Annotated in this window: 14 protein-coding genes; 11 read left to right on the top strand and 3 right to left on the bottom strand. The window is 65.6% G+C overall.

What is annotated here, in order from left to right; all coding sequences use genetic code 11:
* Positions 1–35: 35 nt before the first annotated feature.
* Positions 36–431, bottom strand: coding sequence for a MerR family transcriptional regulator (locus D5301_RS04055; protein WP_097048037.1), 396 nt, complete (start codon positions 429–431; stop codon positions 36–38).
* Between the two features lie 4 nt (positions 432–435).
* The gene (locus D5301_RS04050; protein ID WP_153855217.1) at positions 436–1,215 is read right to left on the bottom strand and encodes a 3-oxoacyl-ACP reductase; all 780 of its coding nucleotides are present in this window, start codon (positions 1,213–1,215) and stop codon (positions 436–438) included.
* Between the two features lie 120 nt (positions 1,216–1,335).
* On the opposite strand from D5301_RS04050, the gene D5301_RS04045 reads away from it, so the two are divergent.
* From D5301_RS04045 to recJ, 6 genes are all read left to right on the top strand, one after another.
* Positions 1,336–2,007 carry a dihydrodipicolinate reductase C-terminal domain-containing protein gene (locus D5301_RS04045; protein ID WP_240792142.1) on the top strand — a complete coding sequence of 224 codons (672 nt, stop codon included), beginning with the start codon at positions 1,336–1,338 and terminating at the stop codon, positions 2,005–2,007.
* 335 nt (positions 2,008–2,342) lie between these two features.
* A complete protein-coding gene (carA, locus tag D5301_RS04040; RefSeq protein ID WP_032128798.1) occupies positions 2,343–3,470 on the top strand; it encodes a glutamine-hydrolyzing carbamoyl-phosphate synthase small subunit in 1,128 nt (375 codons plus the stop codon).
* A 147-nt stretch (positions 3,471–3,617) separates the two neighbouring features.
* The gene (gene carB / locus D5301_RS04035; protein WP_032128799.1) at positions 3,618–6,860 is read left to right on the top strand and encodes a carbamoyl-phosphate synthase large subunit; all 3,243 of its coding nucleotides are present in this window, start codon (positions 3,618–3,620) and stop codon (positions 6,858–6,860) included.
* A gap of 8 nt (positions 6,861–6,868) precedes the next feature.
* Positions 6,869–7,333, top strand: coding sequence for a transcription elongation factor GreA (gene greA, locus D5301_RS04030; protein WP_026347191.1), 465 nt, complete (start codon positions 6,869–6,871; stop codon positions 7,331–7,333).
* 4 nt (positions 7,334–7,337) lie between these two features.
* Entirely contained in the window at positions 7,338–8,255 is a 918-nt protein-coding gene (locus D5301_RS04025; RefSeq protein WP_324187258.1) for a phosphoglycerate mutase, read from the top strand.
* A gap of 160 nt (positions 8,256–8,415) precedes the next feature.
* Positions 8,416–10,173 (top strand): single-stranded-DNA-specific exonuclease RecJ, encoded by a 1,758-nt coding sequence (gene recJ / locus D5301_RS04020; RefSeq protein WP_153854895.1) that lies wholly within the window; start codon positions 8,416–8,418, stop codon positions 10,171–10,173.
* 84 nt (positions 10,174–10,257) lie between these two features.
* On the opposite strand, the gene D5301_RS04015 is transcribed toward recJ, so the two are convergent.
* Positions 10,258–11,307, bottom strand: a complete 1,050-nt coding sequence (locus tag D5301_RS04015; protein WP_153854894.1) for a DUF1176 domain-containing protein — start codon at positions 11,305–11,307, stop codon at positions 10,258–10,260.
* 228 nt (positions 11,308–11,535) lie between these two features.
* Between D5301_RS04015 and tssI the strand changes: the two genes are divergently transcribed.
* From tssI to D5301_RS03995, 5 genes are read left to right on the top strand one after another with little or no spacing between them, the layout of a single operon-like run.
* On the top strand, positions 11,536–13,779 hold the full coding sequence (tssI, locus tag D5301_RS04010) for a type VI secretion system tip protein TssI/VgrG (protein ID WP_153854893.1): 2,244 nt from the start codon (positions 11,536–11,538) through the stop codon (positions 13,777–13,779).
* A gap of 19 nt (positions 13,780–13,798) precedes the next feature.
* A complete protein-coding gene (locus D5301_RS04005) occupies positions 13,799–15,409 on the top strand; it encodes a hypothetical protein (RefSeq protein WP_153854892.1) in 1,611 nt (536 codons plus the stop codon).
* Positions 15,406–15,534 (top strand): hypothetical protein, encoded by a 129-nt coding sequence (locus tag D5301_RS24345; protein WP_006441023.1) that lies wholly within the window; start codon positions 15,406–15,408, stop codon positions 15,532–15,534. Before D5301_RS04005 ends, D5301_RS24345 begins: the two co-directional genes overlap by 4 nt.
* Positions 15,535–15,553: 19 nt before the next feature.
* Positions 15,554–20,140, top strand: a complete 4,587-nt coding sequence (locus D5301_RS04000) for an RHS repeat-associated core domain-containing protein (protein ID WP_324187257.1) — start codon at positions 15,554–15,556, stop codon at positions 20,138–20,140.
* The gene (locus D5301_RS03995; protein WP_153854891.1) at positions 20,128–20,751 is read left to right on the top strand and encodes a hypothetical protein; all 624 of its coding nucleotides are present in this window, start codon (positions 20,128–20,130) and stop codon (positions 20,749–20,751) included. Before D5301_RS04000 ends, D5301_RS03995 begins: the two co-directional genes overlap by 13 nt.
* Positions 20,752–20,769: the final 18 nt, after the last annotated feature.

Raw genomic sequence — 20,769 nt, 5'->3', positions numbered from 1 at the left:
AGTGCGCGAGGTTGGCCTATGCCCCAGGGACAGAGTCAAACGCCAGAGGTGCAGCCGCTGGGTTGCAGGATGCAGTCACCGCTGCCAGAGCGCAGCCACTGCTGCAGTTCGTCGCTGACCTGCTGCAGGTCGAGCTCGACCTGCGCCAGCCGTGCCCGCTCGCTGGCAATGCGGCTGCGCTGCTGCTCAAGCAGGGCCAGCACCGCCGGCCAGTCGAGCCGTCCATCGCGTCCCTGCAGGCGGGAGATTGCGGCCAGCGTGATGCCCAGCGCCAACGCCTGCCGGATCAGCTGTACCCAGGCCACGTCCTGTTCGCTGTAGTCGCGATAGCGGTTCAGGCGCGGCACCGGTGGCAGCAGTCCGCGCGCCTCGTACAGGCGGATGGCCTTGGCGCTGGCACCGGTGAGGCGGCTGACCTCGGAGATGCGCATCGGCTCAGTCCCGCACCAATCCGCCATCCACCACCAGGTTCTGGCCGGTCACCGCGCGTGACCACGGGCTGGCGAAGAACAGCGCGGCATCGGCGAATTCGACCGGGGTGGTGACGCTGCGCAGCGGGGTGTTGGCGGCGATGTAGTCGAACACCGCTTCGGGCGTGGCGGAACTGGCATCGGTGGTGCGCAGCAGGCCGCCGGACAGCATGTTGACGGTGATGCCGTGCGGGCCGAGGTCGCCGGCCAGTGTGCGGGTCAGCGACAGCAGTGCGGCCTTGGCGGCGGTGTAGTCGTGGTAGGGCACCACCGGGTTCTGGAACAGGTTGGTGCCGATGTTGATCACACGGCCGAAGCGGCGGGCCTGCATACCGGGCAGGGCGGCCTGCACGGTGTTCAGTGCGCCACGCACGCTGCCCTCGAACTGCGCCTGGAAGGCCGGCCAACCGATTTCCGCGGCGCCGTCGCGGGCATCGCCATTGAACGAGAAAGCGGCCAGCGCGTTGTTGACCACGGTGGTGACACCTTGGCCGAAGTGGGCCAGCGCGTGCTGCAGCATCGCATCGACCTGGGCGCGGTCGGTGACGTCGGCCGGCAGCGCGATCGCCTGTCCGCCCAGCTCAGTGGCCAGCGTACGTGCGGCGGCTTCGCTGCGGTGGTAGTTGATGATGACGCGGGCGCCCTGGGCGGCGAAGGCGCGGGCAATGTGCTTGCCAAGGCCGCGGCCGGCGCCAGTGACCAGCACCAGCTGTTCGCTGATCTGCATGAAGGAGCTGCCATCCATTGCATGAAAGGGCATGCAGCGTAGCAGCGATGGCGCTTGCCGGAGCGGGCGTGCTGCCGCTAGCCTGCAGGCATGAACCAGACTCCCCTGCGATTGCTCATTCACGGTGCCTCCGGGCGCATGGGCCAGGCCCTGCTGCGGCTGGCCGCCGAACATCCCGAAACCCTGCAGATCGTGGCTGCGGTAACCGGCCGTGCGCCGACCCAGCGCGTGGTCGACGGCGTGCCGTTCTTCGGCGCCAGCGAACTGCCTGGCGCGCCGGTGTTCGATGTGGCGATCGACTTCAGCCTGCCGGAGGGCTTCGACCCGATGCTGGCGCTATGCGTGGAGCGGGGTGCGGGCCTGGTCTCGGGCACTACTGGCATCTCCAGCACACAGCGGCAGGCGCTGGAGGCCGCGGCGGCGTCCATCCCGCTGGTCTGGGCGTCGAATTTCAGCCTGGGCGTGGCGGTACTGGATGAGCTGGTCGAGCGCGCGGCGCAGGCGCTGGCCGGCTGGGACTGCGACATCGTCGAATCGCACCACACGCAGAAGAAGGACGCGCCGTCGGGTACCGCGCTGACCCTGGGCGCGGCCGCGCAGCGGGGTGGGGCGGAGCCGCATTACGCCAGCCTGCGTGCCGGTGACATCGTCGGCGAGCATCTGGTGCAGTTCACCGGCCTGGGTGAGCGCATCGAGCTGGTGCACCGGGCCACCAACCGCGACATCTTCGCCCGCGGCGCCCTGTTTGCCGCCCGCCAGCTGCAGGGCCGGGCCCCCGGCAGCTACCGGGTGCGGGACCTGCTGCAGTAGGGCAGGCTGATTCCTGGGGTCGGATCCCTTTCCAGCGGAAAGGGCTCTGACCCCATCCGAGGGCGCCTGGGGTCAGAGCCTTTCCCATCCGGGCAAGGATCCGACCCCGCCTCCGGCCCGCATACGCCGCCGGATTGAAATGAATGCGCAATCGCCTGTTCATGAAGTGCGATAACCGCTGGCGCGAGCGCCCCGGCAGCGCTACAATTCGCACTCGCCGAATCACGAAAGCCGGACCGGTCCCAGACCGCACGTCCGCGCTTTTTTGCAACCGGATTTCCGTGAAGCGCAGGCGTGACTTCGGCAGCCCCCTCGGTAGCCAAAGTGAGATTCCCGTGACCCAAGCCGCAATCCTCGTCCTCGAAGACGGCACCGTATTCGAGGGCGAATCCGTAGGCGCGCCCGGCCTGTCCGTCGGTGAGGTGGTGTTCAACACCGCCATGACCGGCTACCAGGAAGTGCTGACCGACCCGTCCTACGCCCGGCAGATGGTCACGCTGACCTATCCGCATATCGGTAACACCGGCATGACCGACCAGGACAATGAAGCGTCCAAGGTGTGGTCGGCCGGCCTGATCGTGCGCGATGTTCCCCGCCGTCCCAGCAACTGGCGCAGCCAGGTGTCGCTGCAGGACTGGCTGATCCAGCGTGGCGTGGTCGCCATCGCCGGCATCGACACCCGCAAGCTGACCCGCATCCTGCGCGAGAAGGGCGCGCAGAATGGTGCGTTGATGGCCGGTGACATCGACGTGGAAAAGGCACTGGAAGCTGCCCGCAAGTTCCCGGGGCTGAAGGGCATGGATCTGGCCAAGGTCGTCACTACCGAGAAGACCTACACCTGGACCGAGGGCCAGCTGGACCTGGACGCCAACGCCTTCGTCAGCGTGCCGGCCAAGTACAAGGTCGTGGCCTACGATTTCGGCGTGAAGACCAACATCCTGCGCATGCTGGCCGAGCGTGGCTGCGAAGTGACCGTGGTGCCGGCGCAGACCCCGGCCGCCGAAGTGCTGGCACTGAAGCCGGACGGCGTGTTCCTGTCCAATGGCCCGGGTGACCCGGAACCGTGCGACTACGCCATCGAAGCGATCAAGACCTTCATCGACGTGAAGATCCCGACCTTCGGCATCTGCCTGGGCCACCAGCTGCTGGGCCTGGCCTCGGGCGCGCAGACCATGAAGATGGGCCACGGCCACCACGGTGCCAACCACCCGGTGCAGGACCTGGACAGCGGCCGGGTGATGATCACCTCGCAGAACCACGGCTTCGCGATCGATGAAGCGACCCTGCCGGCGACCCTGCGCGTGACCCACCGCTCGCTGTTCGATGGCACCAACCAGGGTGTCGCCCGCACCGACGTGCCGGCGTTCTCGTTCCAGGGCCACCCGGAAGCGTCGCCGGGCCCGACCGATGTCGGTCCGCTGTTCGACCGCTTCGTGGTGCTGATGGAGCAGGCCAAGGCGTGATCAGTACGCCGCCGGCCCCCGGTGGCGTCGCGATGGACCGTAAACCCCGCAACGCTGCTGCCGCTGGCGCGGCGCTGCGGATCAAGATTCCTGATCGACAGCGTGCGATCACCCCCCTTGTCACGCTGTACTGACTTAGAGAAGAAAATGCCCAAGCGCACTGACCTCAAGACCATCCTCATCATCGGTGCTGGCCCGATCGTCATCGGCCAGGCCTGCGAGTTCGACTACTCCGGCGCCCAGGCCTGCAAGGCCCTGCGTGACGAGGGTTACCGCGTGGTGCTGGTCAACAGCAACCCGGCCACGATCATGACCGACCCGGAGATGGCCGACGCCGTCTACATCGAGCCGATCAACTGGCAGACGGTCGAGAAGATCATCGCCAAGGAAAAGCCCGATGCGCTGCTGCCGACCATGGGTGGCCAGACCGCGTTGAACTGCGCGCTGGACCTGGCCGACAACGGCGTGCTGGAGAAGTACAACGTCGAGCTGATCGGCGCCAAACGCGAAGCGATCCGCATGGCCGAAGACCGCGAGCTGTTCCGCGTCGCCATGGGTGAGATCGGCCTGGAATGCCCGACCGCCGCCGTCGCCCACACCCTGGACGAAGCGCTGGAGATCCAGACCCGCGTCGGTTACCCGACCATCATCCGCCCCAGCTTCACCCTGGGCGGCAGCGGTGGCGGCATCGCCTACAACCGCGAAGAGCTGGTCGAGATCGTCAGCCGTGGCCTGGAACTGTCGCCGACCACCGAAGTGCTGGTGGAAGAGTCGGTGCTGGGCTGGAAGGAGTTCGAGATGGAAGTGGTCCGCGATACCGCGGACAACTGCATCATCGTCTGCTCGATCGAGAACCTGGATCCGATGGGCGTGCACACCGGTGACTCGATCACCGTGGCGCCGGCGCAGACCCTGACCGACAAGGAGTACCAGCGCCTGCGCGATGCCTCCATCGCCGTGCTGCGCAAGATCGGCGTCGATACCGGTGGCTCGAACGTGCAGTTCGGCATCAACCCGAAGACCGGCCGCGTGGTCGTCATCGAGATGAACCCGCGCGTGTCGCGTTCCTCGGCGCTGGCCTCCAAGGCCACCGGCTTCCCGATCGCCAAGGTCGCCGCCAAGCTGGCCGTGGGTTACACCCTGGACGAACTGAAGAACGAAATCACCGGTGGCCTGACCCCGGCCTCGTTCGAGCCGTCGATCGACTACGTCGTCACCAAGATCCCGCGCTTCGCCTTCGAGAAGTTCCCGGCCGCCGATGCCCGCCTGACCACCCAGATGAAGTCGGTGGGCGAGGTGATGGCGATGGGCCGCACCTTCCAGGAGTCGGTGCAGAAGGCCCTGCGTGGCCTGGAAACCGGCAAGGTCGGCTTCGACCCGACCGGCCTGGACCTGAGCAACGAAGAAGACCTGCAGACCCTGCGCCGCGAGCTGAAGGCCCCGGGCCCGGAGCGCCTGTTCTTCGTCGCCGATGCGTTCCGTGCCGGCATGAGCGTGGAAGAGATCTACGCACTGTCGTTCATCGACCACTGGTTCCTGGACCAGATCGAGGAAATCATCGCGGCCGAAGCTGAGGTCGCTGCCGGTGGCATCGATGCGCTGGATGCCGCACGCCTGCGCAAGCTGAAGCGCGCTGGTTTCTCCGACGCACGCCTGGCGCAGCTGACCGGCACCAACGAAGCCGCCATCCGCGCGCTGCGTCGCGCGCACAAGGTGCGCCCGGTCTACAAGCGCGTGGACTCCTGCGCCGGTGAGTTCTCCACCGGCACTGCCTACCTGTACTCGACCTACGAGGACGAGTGCGAGGCCGCGCCGAGCAACCGCGACAAGATCATGATCCTGGGCGGTGGCCCGAACCGCATCGGCCAGGGCATCGAGTTCGACTACTGCTGCGTGCACGCGGCACTGGCGCTGCGCGAGGATGGCTATGAAACCATCATGGTCAACTGCAACCCGGAAACCGTGTCGACCGACTACGACACCTCCGACCGCCTGTACTTCGAACCGCTGACCCTGGAAGACGTGCTGGAAATCGTCGAACTGGAACAGCCGAAGGGCGTGATCGTGCAGTACGGCGGCCAGACCCCGCTGAAGCTGGCGCGCGCGCTGGAAGCCAACGGCGTGCCGGTGATCGGCACCAGCCCGGACTCCATCGACCTGGCCGAAGACCGCGAGCGCTTCCAGCAGCTGGTGGACAAGCTGGGCCTGAAGCAGCCGCCGAACCGCATCGCCCGCAACGACCAGGAAGCCCTGCTGCTGGCCCGCGAGATCGGCTACCCGCTGGTGGTGCGCCCGAGCTACGTGCTGGGCGGCCGTGCGATGGAAATCGTCTACGGCGAAGCCGACCTGGCCCGCTACGTGCGCGACGCGGTGAAGGTGTCCAACGATTCGCCGGTGCTGCTGGACCGCTTCCTCGACAACGCAGTGGAGTGCGACGTCGACATCATTGCCGATGCCCAGGGCAACGTCCTGATCGGCGGCGTGATGGAGCACATCGAAGAAGCCGGCGTGCACTCGGGCGATTCCTCGTGCTCGCTGCCGCCGTACTCGCTGTCGGCTGAAACCCAGGCCGAGCTGCGCCGCCAGGTGGTGGAGCTGGCCAAGGCCCTGAACGTGGTCGGCCTGATGAACACCCAGTTCGCGATCCAGACCAGCGATGAAGGTGCCGACACCATCTACCTGCTGGAAGTGAACCCGCGTGCCTCGCGCACCGTGCCGTTCGTGTCCAAGGCTACCGGCATGCCGCTGGCCAAGATCGCCGCCCGCTGCATGGCCGGCAAGACGCTGGCCGAGCAGGGCGCGACCAAGGAAATCGTGCCGGACTACTACTCGGTGAAGGAAGCGATCTTCCCGTTCGCCAAGTTCCAGGGCGTCGACCCGATCCTCGGGCCGGAGATGCGCTCCACTGGTGAGGTGATGGGCGTGGGCCGCACCTTCAACGCCGCCTTCGCGCGTGCGCAGGAAGCCGGTGGCATCAAGGCACCGCCGGTCGGCAAGGCCTTCGTTTCGGTCCGCGATCCGGACAAGAAGCGCGTGCTGCCGGTGGCCAAGGCGCTGCTGGCGCGTGGCTACAGCCTGGTCGCCACCCGTGGCACCGCCGCATGGCTGCAGCAGCACGGCATGGACTGCGAGATCATCAACAAGGTGGTCGAAGGCCGTCCGCACATCGTCGACTCGATCAAGAACGGCGAGATCGTCTACATCGTCAACACGACCGAAGGTCGTTCGGCGATCAACGACTCGTTCTCGATCCGTCGCGAGGCGCTGCAGCATCGCGTCACCTACTCGACCACCATTGCCGGCGCCAAGGCGCTGGTGGATTCACTGGAATTCCGCGGCACCGGCCCCGTCTGGTCGCTGCAGGAGCTGCACAAGGAGTTGAATGCATGAGAGCCCCCATCACGATGAAGGGCGCGCAGAAGCTGCGCGACGAACTGGATCACCTGAAGTCGGTCAAGCGCCCGAAGGTGATCGCCGCGATCGCCGAAGCGCGTGAGCATGGCGACCTGAAGGAGAACGCCGAGTACCACGCCGCGCGCGAGGAACAGGGCTTCATCGAAGGCCGCATCAAGCAGCTGGAAGGCGAGCTGTCGCACGCCGAGATCATCGACGTGAGCAAGCTCAACGCTGGCTCCAAGGTGGTGTTCGGCGCCAGCGTGACCCTGGCCGACGTGGAAACCGACGAAGAGAAGAAGTACCAGATCGTCGGTGACCTGGAAGCGGACATCAAGCTGGGCCTGATCGCCATCTCCTCGCCGGTGGCGCGCGCGATGATCGGCAAGCTGGAAGGCGATTCGATCGTGATCGACGCCCCGGCCGGCCAGCGCGAGTACGAGATCGTCAGCGTCAGCTACGTGGACTGACCCGGTGGCAACGGCGACCCTGCTGTTGCCGGCGCGCAGCCGCTTTGCCGCGGCTGCGCTGCCTGATGACGTGGCGCGTGCCCTGGGCCGCGCCAACGCCTCGCAGTTCGAAGCCGGCGAGCGGGCACAGCTGCAGCGCCATTTCACGGTCGCCGCGCCGCACTGGCCGGTGGCCGCACTGAGCCGCCAGCGTGACGTCGGCGATGCTGCCGGCGCGTGCTGGTTGCGTGCCGATCCGGCCTGCATGGTGCCGGACATGCACGGTGCGCGGATGATGGCCTATGGCGAAACACTGCGGCCGACCCTGGCCGACAGCCTGGCCCTGCTGCCGGTGCTGCAGCCGTTGTTCGCCGATGCCGGGTTCGTGCTCGACGCGCCCGATCCCTCGCGCTGGTACCTGCGGCTTCCGATCGACCTGGCCCTGCCGGACTTCGACAGTCCGGACGAGGTGCTGGGCGATGACCTGTTCTCGCACCTGCCGGAAGGCGAGGGCGGTCGCCGCTGGCGGGCGTTGATGACCGAGGCGCAGGTGTTGTTGCACAACCATTCCTGGAACCAGCAGCGCGCCGCGCAGGGACAACAGCCGATCAATTCGCTGTGGTTCTGGGGCGGTGGCGTGATGCCGGTATCGGTCAGCACGGCGCATGCGCAGGTGCGCAGTCGTGATGCCCTGCTGCAGGGCATGGCTCTGGCGGCAGGCGTCGCCGTGGATGGCGAGCAGGCGGTGGATGCACTGGTCGACCTGCGCCAGCTGCGCTCCCTGCAGCAGCTCGGCAATGATGCGATCCGTCCGCTGCTGGCTGCGCTGAAGCGTGGCGAGCTGCAGCGACTGGTGCTGGATTTCGAGGATGGCCTGCAGTTCCAGCTGGATCGTGGCCAGCGCTGGCAGTTCTGGAAGAAGCCGCGTCAGCTGCACGATTGAGCGGGGTCGGATCCGTTTTCCATCGGAAAACGGCTCTGACCCGCGATGTTTGCCGGGGTTGTCGGCCAGCGGCCGGCACTACCGCAGCTGCCGGGCGCAATCCCGCCAGCCTCTCCCACGCGCGGTATCATCCCTCTGTCTTTCGTAACCGGCGATGCCGATGTCCCTTGCCGCCGATGCCGTGCAGCCCACCTCTGATACGCCGATGATCCGACGCCGCGATGCGGTCGCGCCCGGCAGCTGGCCGGAGGGCACGCTGCCGCTGCTGGCGAGGCTTTATGCCAGTCGTGGCGCAGGCACACCGGAACTGGCGCTGCCGAAGCTGGGCAGCCTGCATGCGCCCGAGCTGCTGACCGGTATCGATGATGCGGTGGGACTGCTGGTCGAGGCCATCGCCAACGACAAGCGCATCCTGGTGGTCGGCGATTTCGACTGCGATGGTGCTACCGCCTGTGCGGTCGGCGTGCGTGGCCTGCGCATGCTCGGCGCGCAGCATGTCTTCCACGCGGTGCCGAACCGCATGGTGCACGGCTATGGCCTGTCGCCTTCACTGGTGGAGGAACTGGCCGAGCTGAAACCGGATCTGCTGGTGACGGTCGACCACGGTATTGCCTGCCACGCGGGCGTGACCGCGGCCAAGGCACGTGGCTGGCAGGTGCTGGTCACCGATCACCATCTGCCGGGCCCGCAGCTGCCGCCGGCTGACGTGATCGTTGATCCGAATCTGGACGGCGATGCCTTCCCCAGCAAGTCGCTGGCCGGCGTCGGCGTGATCTTCTACGTGCTGATGGCGTTGCGCCGGCAGATGCGCGAGGCCGGCGTCTTCGCCGATGGCAAGGGGCCGGACCTGACCACGCTGCTGGACCTGGTGGCGGTCGGCACCGTCGCCGACCTGGTGGCGCTGGATCCGAACAACCGTGCGCTGGTCAGCGCGGGCCTGCGCCGGCTGCGCGCAGGGCAGGGTTGTGTCGGCCTGCGTGCGCTGATCGAAGCCAGCGGCCGCGACGCTGCGCGGCTGACCGCGACCGACATCGGCTTCGCACTCGGCCCACGCCTGAACGCTGCAGGCCGGCTTGAGGACATGGCGCTGGGCATCGCGCTGCTGCTGACCGAAGACCCGCGCCAGGCGCGCGACATCGCGCAGACGCTGGAGCAGATCAATTCGGAACGGCGCGCGGTGCAGCAGTCGATGACCGACGACGCCGAGCAGGCGTTGACCCGCGTGGTGCTGGACATGGCCGGGCAGCGCCCGGTGGCGGCCTGCCTGTTCGACGCTGACTGGCATCCCGGCGTGGTCGGCCTGGTCGCGTCGAAAATGAAGGATCGCCTGCATCGCCCGGTGATCGCCTTCGCCCCGGCCGAACCCGGCGCCGACACGCTGCGCGGCTCGGCGCGCTCGATTCCCGGCCTGCACATCCGTGACGCGCTGGCACTGGTTGATGCACGCCATCCGGGCCTGATCGAACGTTTCGGTGGGCATGCCATGGCGGCTGGCCTGAGCATGCGGCTGGATCACGTCGATGACTTCAAGGTCGCCTTCGTCGGTGTGGTGCTGGAGATGCTCGACCCGGCGGCGCTGCAGCAGCAGGTGTTGAGCGACGGCGAACTGGCCGCCGACGAGCTCGACCACCGCCATGCCGACGCGCTGCGCCTGGCTGGGCCGTGGGGCCAGGGCTTCCCCGAACCGCTGTTCGACGGCCACTTCGAAGTGGCCAACTGGCGCGTACTGAAGGAACGCCACCTGAAGCTGGAACTGCGCCTGCCCGGCGTACCCGGCACGATCAACGCGATCCATTTCGGCGGCTGGCACGGCAACGCACCCGCCCGTCATGTACACCTGGCCTACCGGCTGGCCTGCGATGACTATCGCGGCGGCAGCGCCATCCAGCTGATCGTCGAGCACTGCCTCCCCGCATGAAGAAAGGGGACGGAGGGGATTAAGTCGCAAGTGGCAAACAAGGCACAAGCGACTTAATCCCCTCCGTCCCCTTTTTCTGTGGCGTCAGCGGACCTCGCTGACCAGCATCGGCAGTTCCCAGGTACCACCGGGTACGCCCCGGCATAGCCCAGGTGCCACCTCCGACGTCGCGATGAAGTTCGTCCCGTTCCACGTCCAGGCTGCGTGCGAAATGCAGTCAGCGAGGCCGCGGCCCTTCTGCGCGGCAACGATCTGGCCATCGTCGTAGTCGATCGCATCGCTGGTCACCCACTGTGCCTGGAACGGCGGCTGTGGGCGGGCCACCCAGTAGCCATCGCCGCTGTTGTAGGCCGCTCGCCAGCAGGGCACGTTGACCAGCACGTGCTGTGCGTCCAGGCGGCGGACCTCCAGCGGCGAGTTGCTCAGCGGAATATCGGCATCGGTTTCCTGCAGGCCTTCGCAGTTGTCGCCCTCCAGCGTGGCACGCAGTGCCGCGCGCAGGGCGGGTGAAGCAGCCAGTCGTGCAAACGCAGGATCGTCCGGGGGCGAGTCCAGGGTAGCGGCCTTGCGCACCACCGGCACCGGCAGGGCGGCGGGGACGCTGGATTCAGGCGTACTGCCCTTGCGCATCACTGCGCCGGCTGTACCGAGGCGACCCTGATACTCATCGATCTTCAGCAGCACGGCTGCCGCACCCTTGTCCGACAGTGACCAGCGATGGCCGGCGCCATCGGTCACGCTGATCCCGCCATCGCGCACCAGCGCGGACAACAGCGCGCTGGTCTGCGCGGCATTCAAGCCATGCGTGCCTTCGCCCCTGGTGGGGGCCAGCACACCCAGATCCTGCTGCTGGATGCGCAGGTGCAGCGGGCCCTTGGGCTGGGGCTGGCCCTCTTCCGGCTGCAGCGACAGGCGTCCCTGTATCGCCTGGTTGGGGCCGCCCCTGCGGGTGAGCAGCACGCTCAGGGGGCTGTCTTCGTCGGTGGCGTAACCGGCGGCGCGGCAGGTCAGGGTGTTGTCACAGGCCACGACCCAGTCGTGGTGCTGGAAGTACAGGCTCTTTGCCGGAGCTGCAGCGCCGGTTGCAAGAGGGCAGACCAGGAACAGCAGGGCAGGAAACAGGAAGGAACGCATGGGTGTCCATACACATGGGCGGGGCCATATGGTGCCTACCGATGCGCGTCGCGACCAGCCTGAATGAGAGGGTCTGAGGGTGCCGATCTGTGATGGAATTCGCGCTGTCTTGAAAATACTTAATGAATTCATCTCCTTATCCAGCCGCGGATGTGTCAAAAAGCTGGCGCATGTCACACGGCAATGGCAAAGTCAGGCCACGACCAACATGGGACGACGGAACGCCCGATGTACGCCGAATCACTGCTCCCCGGCGCTGTGCTGCAGCGCCTGCACCAGGACCGACGCCTGATCCGCGTCGAAACCGCCTTGGACCCGGACACGTTCCTGGTCAAACGCTTCGAGGGAAGCGAGGCGGTGTCGAACCCGTTCACCTACCGTATCGACCTGCTCTCGATCCAGCCGCGGCTGGAACTGAAGCAGCTGGTCGGGCAGCCGCTGCGCCTGCAGCTGGGCGATGAGTTCGGCAATCGCAGCGTGCACGGCTACGTGCGCGAGTTCGCCAGCACCGGGCAGCAGGCACAGTTCAGTGCCTACCGCGCCGAGCTGGCGCCCTGGTTCGCCTTCCTCGACTACACCTGCAACTGCCGCATCTTCCAGGACCGGAACGTGCTGCAGATCATCGAAGAGGTGTTCGCCAGCTACGCGCAGCTGGCGAAGTTCCGCTACGACCTCAACGCCGGCAAGCTGCCGCCGTTGCCGTACTGCGTGCAGTACAACGAATCGGATTTCGCCTTTGTCAGCCGCCTGCTGGAGGACGCCGGGCTGTACTACAGCTTCGTGCACGATGACGAAGGCCACACCCTGGTGATCAGTGATGATTCGACGCTGAGCACCGTGCACGGTGAACCACGCCCGATCGCCTTCGTGTCCGACCAGGGCACGCTGGCCAGCACCGGGCTGCACCGCTGGGGCGCGCGTCGACGGGTCGGGCCCAGCGTGCAGACCCTGCGCAGTTTCGATTTCAAGCAGCCCAGCCAGTCGCTGGACGGCAACCAGGGCAACCAGGTGCCGCTGGGCCTGCTGCCGCCGCTGGAGCAGTACCGCTACGATGGCGCGGCACGCTTCACCAACAGCCGCATCGGCCAGGCATTGGCGGCCGTGCGCAATGAAGAGGTGGCGTGGCCGACCAAGCTGTTCGAATGCGCCGGCAATGCCGGTGAGCTCGACGCTGGGTCCTGCTTCGAACTGCAGCGGCATCCGGATTTCATCGGCCGTGACGACACTGATCGCAGCTTCTTCGTGGTCAGCGTGCAGCGTGAAGGCCACAACAATTTCGCCGCCGACTTCGGCAGCGCCGAAGCGCCCAGCGTTGAAGTGCAGGCGGAAGTCCTGCGCCGGCGCATCCCGTACCGCCCGCTGCGGTGCACGCCCTGGCCGCGCATGCCGGGCCCGCAGACCGCGACCGTGGTCGGCCCGCCGGGAGAAGAACTGCATGCCGATCGCTATGGTCGGGTGAAGGTGCAGTTCCACTGGGACCGGCAACTGGATCGCCGCGAGAACGCCTCATGCTGGATCCGCAGCGCCAGCCCCTGGGCCGGTGCCGACATGGGCGGTGTCTCGCCACCGCGCGTCGGCCAGGAGGTCATCGTCGATTTCCTCGATGGTGACCCGGACCGGCCGATCATCACCGGCCGCGTCTACAACGAAGACAACATGCCACCGTTCGGCATGGAGGTCAGTGGCCTGAAGTCGAAGACGGTCAAGGGCGCCGGCTGGAACGAGATCACCATGCACGATGGTGCCGGTGGCGAGCTGCTGAACATGCGCGCGCAGCGCGACATGGTCACCACCGTGCTCAACGATCAGAACGCCAGCGTCAAGAACAACAAATCCACCTCCGTCTCGGTCAATCACCGCATGGACGTGGGCTCCAACCAGGACATCAGCGTTGGTGGCAATCGCGGCATCACCGTCACCGGTACCGACACCCTGGGCGTCACCGGCACCCGCACCACCAACGTGACCGGTGCAGTCACCGAGAAGTACGAGAGCGGCGAAACCAAGACGATCGTGGCGTCTGGCTACACCGAAACCATCACCGGCGATTTCAAGACCACGCTGACCGGCAACTACACCAGCCAGCGCACCGGCACCTGGACCGAGACGGTGACCTCCACCTCCAGCCGCACCGTCGGCGGGCTGGTCACGGAGACGCTGAAGGCAGCACGTGAAGTGACCATCACCGGCCAGGACAAGCGCAAGGTGCAGGGCAAGGTGGACGACAGCAACGTCGGTGAGCGCGTCATCGATGTCACCGGCAACTTCAGCCAGGATGCCAGCGGAACCCATAGCCAGGGCTCAGACGGCGTGATGAGCCTGGAGTCGGCAGTCAAGCTCACCAGCAAGGTCGGCGGCTCGGTCATCGAGATCACCGACAGCGCGATCAAGATCACCGCCGGTGGTTCGGAAGTGGTGATCGACGCGGGCGGTGTCTCGGTCAATGGCAGCGAGATCAAGCTCAACTGCTGAGCCGCACGGGAGAAACACGATGCAGGATACCCCCATGCTGCGCGGCCTGAACGCATTGCGCGATGCTTGGTTGGAGGCAAGTGCCGACAGCAGCCGGCGCTTGCTGGTCTGGCGCCTGCCTGCCGCCGCCAGCCGGCTGCTGGCCGCGTTTTTCGAGATGCAGCGCCACGACGCCGGCCGCGATACGCCGGACTACTTCCTGCGCATCGATACCGCCTATGAGCTTGGCTTCCGCTACAGCCGGCAGCTCAAGCAGGACCTGCTGGACCGCTACCTGGCCAGCCAGGAGGATCTGCGTGCGCAGCAGGTGACGCTCGGCTGGCGTGGCCCGCACGAAGGGCATCCGGACAGCGCACAGGGTGTCGTCGAGGTGCTGGAGAGCTTCATCGAGCATCATGGCGAACACCTGCGCCTGCTGGGGGCGGTGCTGGAACCGGAGCGCTGTGTGCCCGGCGAGGGATTCGAACGCTGGGTGGACGCCGCGCTGGCCGCCAGCCCTGGCCAGCGCCTGCGTCTGGTACTGGTGGATACCGAGGAGGATCCGCGCTGGCAGTCGTTGCTGGAACGGCACGGCAGGATCGCGCGCGTGGTCAGTGCGCCGATCGATATGTTCGGCATCGCCCGCGATACCGCCGCACAGTCTGGCGGCCGCGGCCCGGAAGTGCTGTACCGGCAGCTGCTGGCCGACCTGATGCTGCTGCTCGAACGCGGCAGCCCTTCCCAGGTGGTTGCCCGCGCAGAGCGCGCACAAGGGCTGGCGCAGCGGCAGGGGTGGCAGGACCAGCAATCGGTGGTGCAGATGATGGTGGCCGGTGCATGGTTGAAGCACGGCGATCACGGCCAGGCGATCAACAGCTACCGCCAGGCGCGCAGCGCGGCCGAGGGCGCGCGCGCGAGCGGCAATCCAGCCGCGCCGGAACTGGTGATGCAGAGCTGGTTCGGCGAGGCCGGTTGCTGGTTGGCCGCCAAACAGCCCGAGCGTGCTGCGCAGACCTACCTGCAGGCCTCGACGTCGGCGGCCAGCATTCCGCATCCGATGTTCGCGTTGGAGGGCCAGCGCATGGCTGGCTGGTGCCAGTTGCAGTCGGGCCAGCGCGAAGCGGCGCGCACTCAGTTGCTGGAGGCGATCCGCATAGCCAAGCCGCTGGCACCGGCCGACCGCAAGGCCACCACGCTGCCGCAGGCGCTGTGGGACCTGCTGCAATTGCAGGACGCGCGCCGCTGCGAATCGCTGCAGCAGGTGGCCGCGGAGTACCTGCAGGCCAGTACCGGCCTGCTGGAAAAGGCCGATGCACAGGGCCGCGCGCTCGGCCCGCGACCGGTGCGGCCGGCGCTGGATGCCATCGACGCAGCGCTGGATGCCGCGCTGGAACGAGGCTTCCACCGCGCCCAACAGGAGCGCGAGCGGTTGATCCAGGGCGGCGACGAATTCTTCCGCAAGATCGTGGCCGTCGGCCGCGATTTCCTCGACCCGGGCTGGAACGGCCTGCCGGCCATCGAACACCCGCTCGATCACGAGATACCGGTGTGGAGCGAGCCACCGGTGATGCAGCCGTTGCCCGACCCCAGTGGCCTGCTGCAGGCGCCCGTGGCGGCCGGCCCGACTGTTACAGGAGTGGCTGTTGCATGAAGTCGAACAAGACCGTGGTGATGCTGGTGGCCATCGTGCTGGGCATCATCGTCGTGACCTGGATCAGCGCCGAGTACCGTGACGAAGTAAAGGCGTTCCTGCGCGCGTTGTTCCGCGCCTTGTAAAGCAACAAGGAGTGTTGCCGTGAGTATCGCCGCCAAGCATTTCGATCCGCAGCTGGGCATCGACATCCACATGTACGCGGTGCCGCCGTGCCCGTTGCCGACCCCGCACATCGGCCTGGTGCTGGATCCGTTCGACTACATCCCGTTCATCGGCTCGACCATCAAGGTCAACGGTGTGCATCGTGGCACCGCCGGGACTGGCGGCCTGGATATCCACATCCCGCTGGGGGTGTGGGGCCCGCCACTGGCGGCGCCGATGGGCCCGCAGTTCGACGGCGAAGAAATCTTCATGGGCAGCCGCACCGTGTCGGCCGATGGCGAGCCGTTCTCGCGGCTGGCCATGCCGGTGCTGGACTGCAACCTGGCCGGGATGATCAACCCGTTCCGGATGAAGAAGCCGAAGAAGCCGCTGCGCGCGATGTCGCTGCCGACCGGCTTGAACGTGGCCATTCCCACCAGCGTTACCGTGGGCGGTCCGCCGACGGTGTCATGGACCGCGCTGGCGTTCCGCGCCGCATTCGCCGGCCTGGGCAAGCTGCGCAAGAGTGCCTTCTTCCGCAAGAAGATGGATCCGTTCGCCAACTGGCGGCGCGGCAAGTGGGGCCATCTGCCCTCTGGCTTCCTGAAGTGCAAGGTGCTGCGTGCCGAGCCGGTGGATATCCGTGATGGCAGCGTGGTGGTCAGCCACCAGGACTTCGACATTCCCGGGCGGCTTGCCTTCGCCTGGCAGCGCAGTTATGGCTCGCGCCGGGCGGGTGAGCCGGGACTGTGCGGTGCTGGCTGGCAGACGCCGGCCGACATCCGCCTGGAGCTGCTGGACGACGGCAGCGTGTGGCTGTCCGGGCCGGACCAGGTCGCCTTCTTCCCGGAGCTGCCGCCGGCCGATGGCGAGGCAGGAGCGATCCTCGACTTCGTCGATGGCGCACGCCTGCTGCGCCGCCGCGGGCAGTGGCAGGTGCGCTTCAAGAGCGGGCTGCGGTATGTGTTCGGCGGTGAACTGCCGGCAGGCGTGAGCGCGCTGCCGAATCCACAGTCCTGGCCGATCGAGCGCATCGAGGACGCGCACGGCAACCACTGGCGGTTCGAGCGTCGCGACGGCCATCTGGTGCGCATCGTCGAGAGTGGCATCGGTGACCTGCAGGGCCGTTTCATCGAGGTGGAGGCGCGCCACGGCCGCATCGACCGCATGGCGCTGCATGACCCGGCCACCGGCCTGGTGCATCCGCTGGTGAGCTACCGCTACAGTGGCGAGGGTGATCTGTTGGCGGCCGTCGATGCGCTGGGCGCGCCGCGCACCTTCGCCTACGAGCAGCACCGCATGGTGCGGCACACCGACCGCGTTGGGCTGTCCTTCCATTACGCGTTCGACGCGCAGGGCAGGGTGGTGCATTCGTGGGGCGACGGTGGCCTGTACGATTATCACTTCGAGTACGACGCGCTGCTGCGCGAGACCCGGGTAACCGACTCGCTGGGCCACCTGAGCGTGGTCAAGTTTGACGAGAACCAGCTGCCGCTGTGCGAGATCGATCCGCTCGATGGCGTGACGCTGTTCGAGTACGACGATTTCGGGCGGACCGTGGCGGTGACCGATCCGGAAGGACTGCGAACGGCGTTTGCCTATGATGCGCATGGCAACCTGATCTGCCTGACCCGCGCCGATGGCACGGCGATCCAGATGGAGTACGACCTGGACGACCGCATGGTGTCGTTGCGGACGCCGGATGGCGTCGACTGGCAACAGGCATATGACGGCCAGGGCCTGCTGGTCAGCCAGATCGATCCATTGGGTGCAACCACCCGCTTCGAGTACGACCCTCAAGGCCAGTTGGAGTCACAGACCAATGCGCGCCAGGCGGTCACACGCCTGCGCTATGACCGTCATGGGCTGGTGGTTGCCGTCATTGATGCGCTCGGCCATGAGAGCCGCTTCGAGCACGATCCGCTGGGCAACCTGCTGCGCCAGGTGGATCCGTTGGGGCAGGCCAGTCGCTACGAGTACGACGCCAAGGGTCGCCTGCTCGGCACGATTGGCCCGGACGGCAGCGGCGTGCGCTGCGAGTACGATGCCGAAGATCAGCTGGTCCGCTACACCGATGAAGTGGGCGCGCAGACGCGGCTGCAGTACGTGGGCATCGGACAGATCGGCAAGCGCGTTCAGGCTGACGGGCACAGCGTGGAATACCGCTACGACACCGAAGAGCAGCTGGTTGCGGTCATCAACCAGCGCGGCGAAACCTATCAGCTGGTGCGCGATGCGCTGGGCCGCATCGTCGAGGAGGTGGATTACTGGGGCCAGTCGCGGCGCTACACCTATGACGGGGCCGGACGATTGACGGCCACCCTGGATCCGCTGGGCCAGCGCATCGCCTTCACCACCGACAAGCTCGGGCGCATCACCCGCAAGACGCTGCCCGATGTGCGCCATCCTGGTCAGCAGGTACAGGAACACTTCGTCTACGACGTGCAGGGACAGATTGTCGAGCTGCGCAATGCGGCGCGTACGGTGAAGCGCCGGTACGACCCGCTGGGGCAATTGCTGGAGGAACTGCAGGATGGCTTCCGCGTGGGCTATGGCTACGATGAAGTGGGAAATGAGGTCTTGCGTGAGACCTCGGCGGGTAACCGGGTTGCGTTTGGCTACGACCTGCGGGACCAGACGGTGTCGGTGGCGATCAATGACGAGTCGCCGATCTCGATTGAACGCGACGCGTTGGGACGCACGACACGCGAGCAGCTGAGCCCGCATCTGCAGCGCGACTTCACCTATGACAGCCGCAACCTGCTGACCTCGCAGTCGGTGCTGAAGGATGCTGCGCCGCTGTTCGAGACTCGCTACGACTATGACCGCAGTGGCAACCTGACCCGCCGCAGCGACAGCGCACAGGGCGTGGACGAGTACCGCTACGACGCGATCGGGCGCCTGCTACAGCACATCGACCCGAAGGGAAGGGTCGAGCGCTACTTCAACGACCCGGCCGGCGACAGGCTGCGCACCGAGGTGAAGCAGGTGCAGGCGCGCAAGGTGGTGGGCGGCGAAGATGACGACCTGACCACCTGGACGCGCGAGGGCACCTACCAGGGCGTGCACTACGTGTTTAACCGGGCGGGCGATCTGGTGAGCAAGGGTGCGCCGCAAGGGGATGCGCCCGATGACCTGACGCTGATCTGGGATGCCAATCATCGGCTGGCCGAGAGCCGTCGCAACGGGCAGTCAACGTACTACGGCTATGACCCGTTGGGACGGCGGGTGTTCAAGCGCAACCCGACGCAGACCACGTGGTTCTTCTGGGATGGCAATGCGCTGCTGGGTGAGGTGCGGCAGGCCAACGAAGCAGAAGACGCGGTGCCGGTGTGGGTGCGCAATGTGGCGAGCCTGGTGGAGGTGAAGCGTCGGCAACGCCGGCTTGAGCGACTGTATGAGGCGGTTCGGGAGTATGTCTATCATCCAGGCACATATGTGCCCCTTGCCCTGTTGGATCCGGCTATTGCGATCAAACTCGGCGCAGTTGCGGCGACGGGTGAGGCGAAGAGGATGGACGTGATGTTGCCAACTGGAATGATTGCCAACCCCGTTTCCGGAGCTGGTGCACGGCCGTCAGAAACTACTATCACCAATCTGACTGATGGGGCCAAGAAACCCATAGCCGCTGAATCACCGGTGCGCTTGGGGCTGGGCATGCTTGGAGGCACGCGACTTGGAAGCGCGGAGGCACCCCCTCATCGTGTTGCGCAGAAGGGGTCTACGTTCAACGATGAAGCAATTCGCATTCCTGATAAGGTTGTCGAACAGGTTGATACCACGAAGGCTGCACCGATCGACTCATGTATGGATTCGCGCGATGTACTCGCTGCGCCGCGCCCTCGAATTCTGCACATCATCAACGATGTTAACGACTGCCCCATCCGAATTATGGATCGACATGGGCAGACGCACTGGCATGCCACTATCTCTCCCTGGGGAAGCCTTCAGCAGCTTCATTTCACAGCGGTAGAAAACAACATTCGTTTGCAAGGCCAATACTTTGACGCAGAGACCGGGCTGAGTTACAACCGAAACAGGTACTACGATCCGACAATTGGAGCGTTCATCTCTTTGGATCCACTTGGGTTGGTCGCTTCGATAAATCTGCAGGCATACGTTTCAAATCCTTTCTCTGAAAGCGACCCCCTTGGTCTATGGGGGGAACCGATGAATGGCGCTTCTGCGACCATTAGCGTGGGCAATGTTTCCAGGACCGCAACAAGTAGCTCGGCTGGCCACGCTGAGATCAATGGGCTCAATTGGTTCATTGATGAGGGTCCGGGATTTGACGGGAAAAAGGTGGTAATCAGCGACGTGGTGGGCCACTTCAAGAGTGGCGAAATTCCTGTCGGCGTTTGTACAGGCTGCAGATCGAACATCTTTGATCTGCTGATCGATGGAAACGCTTCAAGTGTAGTCATACCAAAAACGGTTGGAAACGTGTTCAAGGGAAATATTGAAATACAGTCTACGGAATTTGAGAGAATGAGCAGGGAGATCGGATCGATCTATCGAGGGGCAGGGACAAACAAGCAGAAATCAGATCGAGCATGGGCCTTGCTGGAGGGCGCATGCAGAAGCTGATTTCTCCCTGTTCGTCTGTCTTCTCATACGATCCCCGATGGGCAGAGGTGCGCCTTGGGGCTGAGCCCGCGCTCTACTACATGGGCGCCAGTTCAAGCTTCTTTGTCGATCAGAATCCAATGGGAGACCGCATTCTGGCTCCTGCTGCAGACATTGAGGTTGATCAGTCGGTCGGCGCTCTGAGATTGACGTCGACCGATAAGGGCGAGCCCGTCGAGTACGTGGTGTCCGCGGGGTGTGACTTCGACCGTCTCATCTTTGAGCTTGTGCATGCGCTGAAGGATTCGGGTCTAGCACCAAGCGAGACCGATGACAAAATTGATGTGGCCTGTGAGGGCGGTCTGATAAAGACGTGTTACATCACTCGCGTGTTTGAGGGGGATGCGCCTAGATCGCTGCGTATTGTCCGTAAAGATGAGGGTATTCATGTCGTCATTCCTAGTCCGCGATATCAAGCTCGCGTCACTTCCTTGATGATGAGTGGTGCTGAGCTGTTCATTGGGACCGATGACGGAGCAACCATGAAGCGTAAGCTCACTCTTCACCAGTCCATTCTAATGTTCTTCACAGGTGTGGTTGACGAATTGAGAGAAACTTCAGGTTGTGACTAAATTTAATAGGATTGTTGA

The organism is Stenotrophomonas sp. MH181796, from assembly GCF_009659995.1.
GTDB lineage: Bacteria > Pseudomonadota > Gammaproteobacteria > Xanthomonadales > Xanthomonadaceae > Stenotrophomonas > Stenotrophomonas riyadhensis.
Note: the sequence above shows the minus strand (reverse complement) of the source record. Positions and strands in the feature narration are given on the sequence as shown.

What these genes read in the sequence shown, in the direction of transcription:
- D5301_RS04055 (WP_097048037.1), bottom strand. Translation starts at nt 431, where the DNA reads ATGCGCATCTCCGAGGTCAGCCGCCTCACCGGTGCCAGCGCCAAGGCC.
- D5301_RS04050 (WP_153855217.1), bottom strand. Translation starts at nt 1,215, where the DNA reads ATGGATGGCAGCTCCTTCATGCAGATCAGCGAACAGCTGGTGCTGGTC.
- D5301_RS04045 (WP_240792142.1), top strand. Translation starts at nt 1,336, where the DNA reads ATGGGCCAGGCCCTGCTGCGGCTGGCCGCCGAACATCCCGAAACCCTG.
- carB (WP_032128799.1), top strand. Translation starts at nt 3,618, where the DNA reads ATGCCCAAGCGCACTGACCTCAAGACCATCCTCATCATCGGTGCTGGC.
- recJ (WP_153854895.1), top strand. Translation starts at nt 8,416, where the DNA reads ATGTCCCTTGCCGCCGATGCCGTGCAGCCCACCTCTGATACGCCGATG.
- D5301_RS04015 (WP_153854894.1), bottom strand. Translation starts at nt 11,307, where the DNA reads ATGCGTTCCTTCCTGTTTCCTGCCCTGCTGTTCCTGGTCTGCCCTCTT.
- tssI (WP_153854893.1), top strand. Translation starts at nt 11,536, where the DNA reads ATGTACGCCGAATCACTGCTCCCCGGCGCTGTGCTGCAGCGCCTGCAC.
- D5301_RS04005 (WP_153854892.1), top strand. Translation starts at nt 13,799, where the DNA reads ATGCAGGATACCCCCATGCTGCGCGGCCTGAACGCATTGCGCGATGCT.
- D5301_RS24345 (WP_006441023.1), top strand. Translation starts at nt 15,406, where the DNA reads ATGAAGTCGAACAAGACCGTGGTGATGCTGGTGGCCATCGTGCTGGGC.
- D5301_RS03995 (WP_153854891.1), top strand. Translation starts at nt 20,128, where the DNA reads ATGCAGAAGCTGATTTCTCCCTGTTCGTCTGTCTTCTCATACGATCCC.